Genomic DNA, 8,455 nt, shown 5'->3' on the forward strand with positions numbered 1-8,455 from the left:
CGTTCTGGTCGCGTTCCTGGTCGGTCAGGAACGAATCGCGATGCTCCGGTACGCCAGAGATCACGCGCGTCAGACAGGTCCCGCACACGCCCTGATCGCAAGAGGTCGGGATTTCGATACCGGCATTCAACAGCACTTCGACGATGGCCTTGTCGGCGGGAATCACGAACACCTCGCCGCTGCTCGCCAACTCCACTTCAAACTGGCCGGCAGGTGTTTCGGCTTGCGGTGCCGGTGCGAAGTATTCGCGATGTGTTTGCTCATCGGACCAGCCCTGCGCTTTGGCGCTGTCCAGCACGTATTTCATGAAGCCGCTCGGACCACAAACGTACACATGCGTGCCCGGCTCCGGCTTGCTCAGCACTTTGGTAGCGTCGAAGCGTTGCTCGACCGCGCCGTCATCGAAATGCACGTGAACGCGACTAGCAAACGACGATTGCTGAATACGCTGCAGGAAGGCGGCACGCGTTTGCGATCGCGTGCAGTAATGCATCTCAAAGTCCAGCCCGCGCTTGGATAAGTACTCGGCCATGCTCATCAGCGGCGTCACGCCGATGCCGCCGGCTAACAGCACGTGCCGGTCAGCGTTCGCAATCAGCGGGAAATGATTCTTGGGCTCGCTGACGCCAATCAGATCGCCGGTTTTGAACTTGTCATGCAGGGCCACGGACCCGCCGCGACCTTCCGGCTCACGGAGCGCAGCGATCAAGTAGCGATGCTGCTCGCTCGGGTCGTTGCACAACGAGTACTGACGAATCAGCCCCGGTTGAATCTGCACATCGACGTGCGCACCGGGCGTGAACGGCGGCAATGCGCGGCCTTGCGGATCGACCAGCTCGAACGAACAGATCTGCTGCGCTTCTTCGCAGCGGGCAGCGACTTTCAATTGCAGCCAGGAATGAATCATTGCGATACCGCTTGAGCCACCGGCTGCGCGAAGTGAGCCGACTTCTCGCGCTTCGGATACGCCCCCAAGGCCAACAAAATCAACGCGCCGAAACAGAACGCAGCGGACGCCACATAGAAGCTGATGTCGTAATTCGCAGTGCGGTCGTACACGGTCGCGAACGCCACCGGCGCCACGCCGGAGCAGATCGCCAGCACCGCATACAGCACGGCGTAAATCTTGGCGTAGTGTTTCAAGCCGAAGTAGCGGGCCGCGAGGAACGCCATCAAGTCGAGCTCGGCGCCGGCCGCGAAGCCGATCAGAAACGCTGCGAAACACGCGGCATAGAATGTCGGCGTGCCGGTCAGCATCAGACAGCCGAGGATGGGCAAGCACAGCGCGACAGCAGCCACGCCCGGTGCCCAATAGCGATCGATCAGATACCCCACCACCAAGCGGCCCAGCACGATGGCCACGCCATACATGCCTTGCACGGTCGCGGCGTCGGTTGCCGACATGCCGTTGTCGGTCAGTGCCGGAATCAGATTCGGGCTGATGCCGGAGACCGCCATGTACACGGCCATGATGGAAACGAACAGGATCCAGAACTTGTAGGTGCGAAAGGCTTCGCCGACGGTCAATCCCCAGCTGGCATCGGCCACCGGCTTCTTATTGGCTGCGACGCCGCCGTCAGGCCGGAACAGGAAATAAACAATGGGGCCGGCGAACAGCACTGGCAACAATGCCAAGCCGACATACGCCGTGCGCCAGCCGAACGACTCCACCAGCCACACAGCATATTGAGGCGCCAGCACCGCGCAGATGCCGGTACCCGTCAGGGTGAGACCGAGCGCGAGGCCTCGGGTGCGCTCGAAGTTGGCGGTGATGGCGCTGGTCCACGTCACCGGCGTCGTGCCGGCACCGAAGACCGCCATCGCGCCGTAAGCGACATAGAGCATCCACAACTCGCCGCGGATGAATGACGCCAGCAAAAAGCCGATGCTCAAACCGACCAATCCGACCAACGCCGTGCGCCGCGCACCGTAGCGATAGATCAGCCAGCCTACGAGAGGTGCAATCAATGCACCCAGGCTGGCACTGAACAGAATCGAGGATTGAAATTGCGCCCGCGTCCAGCCGAACTCTTCGGTGAGCGGCTTCACCAACACGCCGATGGAATAGAACGGCAGCACCACCGAACTGCAAGTAACGCCGGCGCAGGCTGCCAGGATCAGCAGCCAGCCCCGTCGCAGTTCGTCGCTACGTTCAGTCAAACTTGTATCCCACGGTCACGCCGTAGCTGCGCGGCGAGCCACCGAACGCCTGGTAGCCCACGCCGAGCGAACGCGTATCGACATAGTCGGTGTTGGTGATGTTCCGGCCGAACACAGCGAACGACCAGGAACCCAGATCGTAACCGATGCTCGCATCCAGAATGCCGTACTCCTGCATCACCAGCGCGTCGAAGTTTCTCACGTCGGTGTCGGCCTTGGCGCGCCGCTCGTAGGCCACGCGGGTTGCCAACTCACCGTCGCCGATATCGACCGTATACGTCGCCGCCAGGTTGGCTTTCCACGGAATGACGCGATCGAACTTCAAGTCCGTCGGATCGGTCACACCGCTGCCGCACGGCGGGCAAGTGATACCCAACAGCGTGTCGTACTTGGCGTCGACAGTGCCGTAGTTGGCATCGATACGCAGCGAGTCGATCGGCAACCAGCTCACTTCCAGCTCCACGCCCTGAATGGTGGCGGCGCCGGCATTGAACAGAGTCGAGATCGGCGGATTCACGCCAGGCACGGTGCCGGTGCGTTGAATGTCCTTGTAGTCCTGATAGAAGTACGCGGCATTGACACGCAAGTTGGGCAGCAGATCGGTCTTGGCACCGATCTCATACGCGGTGTTGGTTTCAGGATCGGCCGGCACAGGAATGGCCGCTGCGCTACCCCGAGCGTTGTAGTTACCGGCGCGATAACCGACCGCATAGCTCAGGTAGGTGGTGATGTCGCTGTTCGGCTGATAGGTGAGCACGGCACGCGGCGTCACCTTGCTCCACTTGGACGAGTCTTCGATGGGCGCATCGACGCACAGTGCATAGCTCGCTCCGCAGGACGTGAGCGGCCGGCGCATGTGGAAATCTTTTTCGTCTTCGGTGTAACGCAAGCCCGCCGACAAGGACCATTGATCGGTGAAGTGATAATCCAAGTTGGCGTACACCGCCGAGGTCTTGGAGTCCTGGTTCCAGTACGACGCAAAGTAGTTGGTCGCCGTGGACAGGTTGCTACGAATTTCACGCAGTTCGGTGACATCGGACTTGGCGTCCATGTAATAGACGCCGACCAGATAGTCGAGCTTGTCGGTGATGCTGCCGTTGAAGCGCGACTCGATGCTCAGCTGCTCGGCCTCTTCGACGTTGTCCGGGAAGATGGTCAGGCTGAACGGCGTGCCGTCGACGTTGATGGTGGCCTTGTAGTCCAGTTCTCGATGCGCCACCACCGTGGTCCAGGTGCCGGCATCGAATTCCCATTGCAGCTCGCCGATGGCGTGCCAGGCTTCGATCTTGGTGTAGCCGGTCTCGGCCACGTTGGTCTCGTACTTGCCGCCGCCAGGCGTGAATCCCCACTGGGTGCCGAGCGCGACCGCCGACGCATCCTGAGGGACGACGGCGCGCGCAACGCCGCCGCCATCGTCGAAATCCATGTACTGAGTCAACAGCGTGAACGTCACATCGTCGTTGGGCGTGAACGTGAACGTCGGTCGCACGATCAGATGATCCTGAGCGCCGATGCGGCCCGTGGCATGCTGAACCGGCGTGCCATCGATGTTGTTGACGTTACAGGCCGGAGCCGCGGTCGGACAGGTCGGCACGGCAACGTACGTGCCCTTGAGCGTGTTCTTGATGCGGCCGTCGTCCTCGTGACTCATGATCGCGAGGCGCGCCGAGAGTTTGTCGTCGATCAAGCTGCCTTCGATGGCTGCTTTGATTTCGCGTGTGTTGGCGTCGCCGATGGTCAGATTCACGTTGCCGTTGAAATCACCGGTCGGCCGACGCGAACGCAGGACGATAGCGCCGCCGGAAGCGTTACGACCGAACAGCACACCTTGCGGACCACGCAGCACTTCGACGCTTTCGGCATCGAATGTATCCAGCACCGCGCCGGCCTGATAATCGATGACCATGCCGTCTTGAATGATGTTGACCGGCGGATCGATGGAACGCGTGCTGTTGGTATTACCGACGCCGCGAATCACGAAGTTGGAAAAGCCCGGGAACGTGCCCACCGGATCGAGCTGTGCGTTGGGCACGATGCGGCCGATGTCGGTGACGCTCACCATGTGGGCCCGTTCGATGGTGCTGGCATCGACGGCGCTGACCGCCATCGGCACTTCCTGCACAGCCGTGCCGGCGGCTTTGCGCTCGGCGTATACCATCACTTCTTCGAGCTTGGGCGCTTCGCTGGCCGCGGTTTCGGCGCTCCATGCCGGTGTGCTCACAGTGCCGCCCAATGCGGCCAACGTCAGGCCCAACAGACCTTTGGTATGCATCGACATGCCGACCCCCCGATACGAATTTTCTAGGATTTGACGCCGGTTTCGAGGGTGGCTGCCCCGACGGGACCGGCTGACTATGGAGACTACACTCATTTGCATCGATTTCGATACAACTTTCATCGAAATCGATATTACCGCTCCCCGACCCGGCGCCGGCACAGCTCACGTGTGGCGTGAATCGCACGCCGAGCCCGCTCGGCATGGCTCAGGGACTCATACGCCGCGTTGGGAACCTCTACGCTCAACGGCAAGCCGTCAGGCAGCGCGTCGAGTAATTCACTTAGGGGCAAACCGCCGTCTCCCGGGTACAAACGCGCGGTACGCGCCTCTTGTGCCAACAGCTCGATGGGCGGCGACTCAGCCGGTGCGTCACACAGTTGCGCGACGCCGATGCGTTCTGGCGCCAGCTTCGCTACTTGCTCAGCAGATCCGCCGGAGCGTGCCAGATGTAACGCGTCGACCAGCACCTGAATGTTTGGACGATCAGCCCGTGCTATCAGCTGCATGGCCAGCTGCAGATCGGTGACCGCTCGGAATCGCATGAATTCCAGTGCGATTTTCATCTGCGCCGCGCCCGCCAGATCAGCTAGCTCAGCCAGACGGTCCGCGGCACGGCGCTGATCCGTGTCTTCGACCACGGTTTGAATGAAACTGAATCCCAACTCGGCCGCGACCTCGACGACAGCCTGCAACTCTGCCCGACTGGTCGTGGGGACGATACTGACAACCTCAGCATCCAACAGCGCAACGCCCGACTCACTACAGGCACGCTTGATCGAACGCACTAGAGAGGCATTGCCTACGACAGCAGGCGCATCGGCGAGATGCCGAGGCGGAAGAATTCTGAGCCCGGCGAATTCATAGCCCGCTTCTGCCGCCGCCGCGATGTGCTGTAACGGATCAGCACCGTTCACAGTCAGGTACGCCAGCGAGAGAGGACCTTGCCGCCACATACGTCGCCCCGATCAGACTTGCCGCAGCAAGCGGCGCGCATTGTCGGCCAGCTGCTGCGAGATGTGATGCGCATCCATGTGCTCGGGTTGATCCCAGCCGGCGAAGTTCGTGCCCAGCACCAGTCGATCGGCACCGACGGTTGTCTCCAACAGCTGCCGCGAGAGCGGATCGTGCACGTGATCGTCGTACCATAGCCTTCGCAAGCGCTGCACGAACGCGTCTTCGTCTCGCAGCGGCCCGACCGACCACGGACGTTTACGTGCCGCCTGCGAGAAACGTCCGGCGAGGAATGCGATAGCGCCGCCACCGTGACTGACGCAAATATCCAGGTCGGGATGACGATCCAGCACACCGCCATAAATGAGTGTGCCGACCGCAATCGTTTCTTGCGCGGCAAAGCCGATCAGCAAGTCCATATCGAAATGACTGACCGACGGAAATGCCGTCGGCCCATCGATGCCCGCCGGCGCCGGATGCAAGAACAAAGGAACATTCAGTTCCACGAAGCGGCGGTACAGCGCATCGAGCTGCGGCGAATCCAAACGAATGCCGAACTCGGTGCCCACATACGCGCCCCACAGGCCGAGTTCTTGCACTGAGCGTGTCAGCTCCTGCGCGGCGAGTTCAGGATCTTGCATGGGCAAAGCGGCCAAGCCAGCGAGCCGGTCCGGATAACGTTTCACCAACTGCGCCAGCGTGTCGTTGTGTCGACGACAGAAGCTCAAGGCCGACGGTGCATCGACGAAATGAAAATAGGTCAGTGGATTCGGCGACAGCACTTGGAAGTCGATGCCGGCGCGATCCATGGCGGCAATGCGTACATCCACATCCATGAACGCGCTGCCGGTGTAGCGAACGCCGTGTAGCTTGTAACCGCCGACGCGGAACAGCGGCCGGCCATCCGGTGCGGTCGTCAGCTCAGGCCCATGCTCACCGGCGGTGCCGAAGGTTTCCCCCAGCACGGCGTGGGCATGGACATCGATGGTGCGTGCGGTTTTGATGGACATGAGCTGGCTTACTGCTTGGGTTGGGCGAGCTGGCGGCGATAACCATCCATGTCGAAGTAGTCGCGCCACGCCTTGATCTTGCCGTCGTGCACTTCGAACGTGCCCATGATGGGTAGACTGACCGCGACACCACCGATGCTGAAATCATCGACGCGCTCGGTCAGCACTTTGTGACCGTCGACAGCGATGTTGAGCAGCTGCCAGTTGATCCAGTCGAAGCCGCCTTTGCTGCCGAGATAGTCCGAAACAGCACGCCGACCGACCAGCGGAGCCACTGGGATGTTGTGATAGAAAACATCTTCGTCCATCAGCGCCAGCACCCGACTCATGTCGTTCGAGTTCCACGCCGCAACGAAGTCATGCACGACAGCGAGAGCCGCCGACTCAATCTCAGTGTGACGTCGTTCAGCCATAGGATTGTGCCGCTCCACCGTCTACGGCCAACGCAGTACCGGTGATGTACCCGGCGCGCTCGGAACTTAGAAATGCGACGGCGGCAGCGATCTCTTCCGGCTGCGCCAGACGCCCGAGCGGAATGCCTGCGGCGATTCGATTCTCTACAGCGTCGACATCGGTGCCGGCGGTACTGGCCTGCGACGTAAAGATCTGCTGCACACGATCGGTGCGCGTCCAACCCGGACAGACCGTGTTCACGAGCACGTTGTCTGGAGCCACTTCGTTCGCCAACGTCTTCGCCCAGCCGAGCATGGCCATGCGCACGCTGTTGGAGAGCATCAGCCCGGGAATGGGTTGCTTCACCGAGTACGAAGAGATATTCACGATGCGGCCCCAACGCTGCTTGCGCATGAACGGCAGCGCTAAGCGAGTCACGCGCACCGCCGACATCAATGTCAGATCGACAGCCTTCTGCCACGCTTCATCGCTCAACGCAGTAAAGGTGCCAGGCGGTGGGCCACCGACATTGTTGATCAACACGTGAATCGTGGAGAAGCGCGCGACGACGGCATCGATGAGCGCAGCGGCGCCTTTCTCATCGGACAAGTCTGCCGCTACCGGCAACACTCGTCCGCTCGGATCGAGCTGCTTGGCTGCAGCTTCGATGCTCGACTTGGTGCGCGAACAGATCGCGACCGACGCACCTTCAGCGACGAATGCGCGCGCCGTCTCCAATCCGATGCCGGCGCTGGCACCGCAGACGACCACGACTTTGCCTTGCAATCCCAAATCCATGCATCACCCCGGCGACAAGCCGAGACCCAAGCCGCCGTCCACTTCGAGCACAGCACCCGTGGTCCACTCGGCACAGGTCAGATAGGCGATGGCTTCGGCAATCTCTTCTTCGGTACCGATGCGACCGAGCACGTGGCTACTGGCCATGGCTTCGAGCCGCTTGCGTGCAGCTTCGTGGTCGAGCAAGCCGGCGCGCTGATTGATCTCTGTGAACACAGCGCCAGGTACCACGCAGTTGACACGAATCTTCTGTGAGCCCAACTCGGCTGCTAGTACGCGCGTCAGTACTTCGATAGCGCCTTTGGTGGCCGCATAAGGTGAAGCGCCGGGATAGGCTCGACGCGTATGCACTGAGCCGATGAAGGCAATCGCGCCTTGAGTCTTGGCCAGATGAGGCACGGCGAGCCCGGTCAGCAACATGGCCGACACCACGTTGGAATTGAACACATCGAGCAGCTTCTGCTCTTCCAACTCGACCAACGCGCCGCGATACATGTTGCCGGCGTTGTTGACCAGCACATGCAAACCGCCGCCATGCTGGACCGCTTCCGTCACCAAGCGCGCACGGTCGTCAGCGTTGGTGACGTCGCCTTCGACAAAGTGACACGACGGGCCGATGCTCTTGGCCACGGCTTCAATCTTGTTGCGTCGTCGGCCTGAGATCGTGACCTTGGCGCCGCGCTTGGCAAAGTGCCGCGCCGTGCCCTCGCCCAATCCCGAGCCGCCGCCGGTGATCAACACCGACATGCCTGCGATATCACGCATGGGCCGTGTTTCCCCTGTACTGTTGCTTGGCCAGTGCCGGCTCGATCAGCCACTGCACGGCTCGTTTTAGAATACTTAGATGGGTCGGTTCGGTGATGCA

At 61.3% G+C, this 8,455-nt stretch carries 8 protein-coding genes; all 8 read right to left on the minus strand.

What is annotated here, in order from left to right; genetic code table 11:
- A partial coding sequence (locus JNL55_RS19395) for a PDR/VanB family oxidoreductase (protein WP_293857431.1) occupies positions 1-907 on the minus strand: 907 nt, incomplete at its 3' end.
- The gene (locus JNL55_RS19400; RefSeq protein ID WP_293857434.1) at positions 904-2,160 is read right to left on the minus strand and encodes an MFS transporter; all 1,257 of its coding nucleotides are present in this window, start codon (positions 2,158-2,160) and stop codon (positions 904-906) included. The genes JNL55_RS19395 and JNL55_RS19400, both read right to left, overlap by 4 nt.
- Positions 2,153-4,438, minus strand: coding sequence for a TonB-dependent receptor (locus JNL55_RS19405; protein ID WP_293857437.1), 2,286 nt, complete (start codon positions 4,436-4,438; stop codon positions 2,153-2,155). The genes JNL55_RS19400 and JNL55_RS19405 overlap by 8 nt, the downstream gene beginning before the upstream one ends.
- Before the next feature lie 131 nt (positions 4,439-4,569).
- Positions 4,570-5,352: a sugar phosphate isomerase/epimerase family protein gene (locus JNL55_RS19410; RefSeq protein ID WP_293857440.1), complete on the minus strand. Its 783-nt coding sequence runs from the start codon at positions 5,350-5,352 to the stop codon at positions 4,570-4,572.
- 51 nt (positions 5,353-5,403) lie between these two features.
- The gene (locus JNL55_RS19415; protein ID WP_293857443.1) at positions 5,404-6,399 is read right to left on the minus strand and encodes an amidohydrolase family protein; all 996 of its coding nucleotides are present in this window, start codon (positions 6,397-6,399) and stop codon (positions 5,404-5,406) included.
- Between the two features lie 8 nt (positions 6,400-6,407).
- Entirely contained in the window at positions 6,408-6,812 is a 405-nt protein-coding gene (locus JNL55_RS19420) for a limonene-1,2-epoxide hydrolase family protein (protein ID WP_293857446.1), read from the minus strand.
- Positions 6,805-7,590 (minus strand): SDR family oxidoreductase, encoded by a 786-nt coding sequence (locus JNL55_RS19425; protein ID WP_293857449.1) that lies wholly within the window; start codon positions 7,588-7,590, stop codon positions 6,805-6,807. The genes JNL55_RS19420 and JNL55_RS19425 overlap by 8 nt, the downstream gene beginning before the upstream one ends.
- Before the next feature lie 3 nt (positions 7,591-7,593).
- Positions 7,594-8,355 (minus strand): SDR family NAD(P)-dependent oxidoreductase, encoded by a 762-nt coding sequence (locus JNL55_RS19430; RefSeq protein WP_293857452.1) that lies wholly within the window; start codon positions 8,353-8,355, stop codon positions 7,594-7,596.
- Positions 8,356-8,455 lie beyond the last annotated feature (100 nt).

The organism is Steroidobacter sp., from assembly GCF_016790065.1.
In the GTDB taxonomy this organism is placed as follows: Bacteria; Pseudomonadota; Gammaproteobacteria; order Steroidobacterales; family Steroidobacteraceae; genus Steroidobacter.

Excerpts from the sequence above, each read along its gene's own strand:
- JNL55_RS19420 (WP_293857446.1), bottom strand. The coding sequence starts at position 6,812 with ATGGCTGAACGACGTCACACTGAGATTGAGTCGGCGGCTCTCGCTGTC.
- JNL55_RS19425 (WP_293857449.1), bottom strand. The coding sequence starts at position 7,590 with ATGGATTTGGGATTGCAAGGCAAAGTCGTGGTCGTCTGCGGTGCCAGC.
- JNL55_RS19415 (WP_293857443.1), bottom strand. The coding sequence starts at position 6,399 with ATGTCCATCAAAACCGCACGCACCATCGATGTCCATGCCCACGCCGTG.
- JNL55_RS19405 (WP_293857437.1), bottom strand. The coding sequence starts at position 4,438 with ATGTCGATGCATACCAAAGGTCTGTTGGGCCTGACGTTGGCCGCATTG.
- JNL55_RS19430 (WP_293857452.1), bottom strand. The coding sequence starts at position 8,355 with ATGCGTGATATCGCAGGCATGTCGGTGTTGATCACCGGCGGCGGCTCG.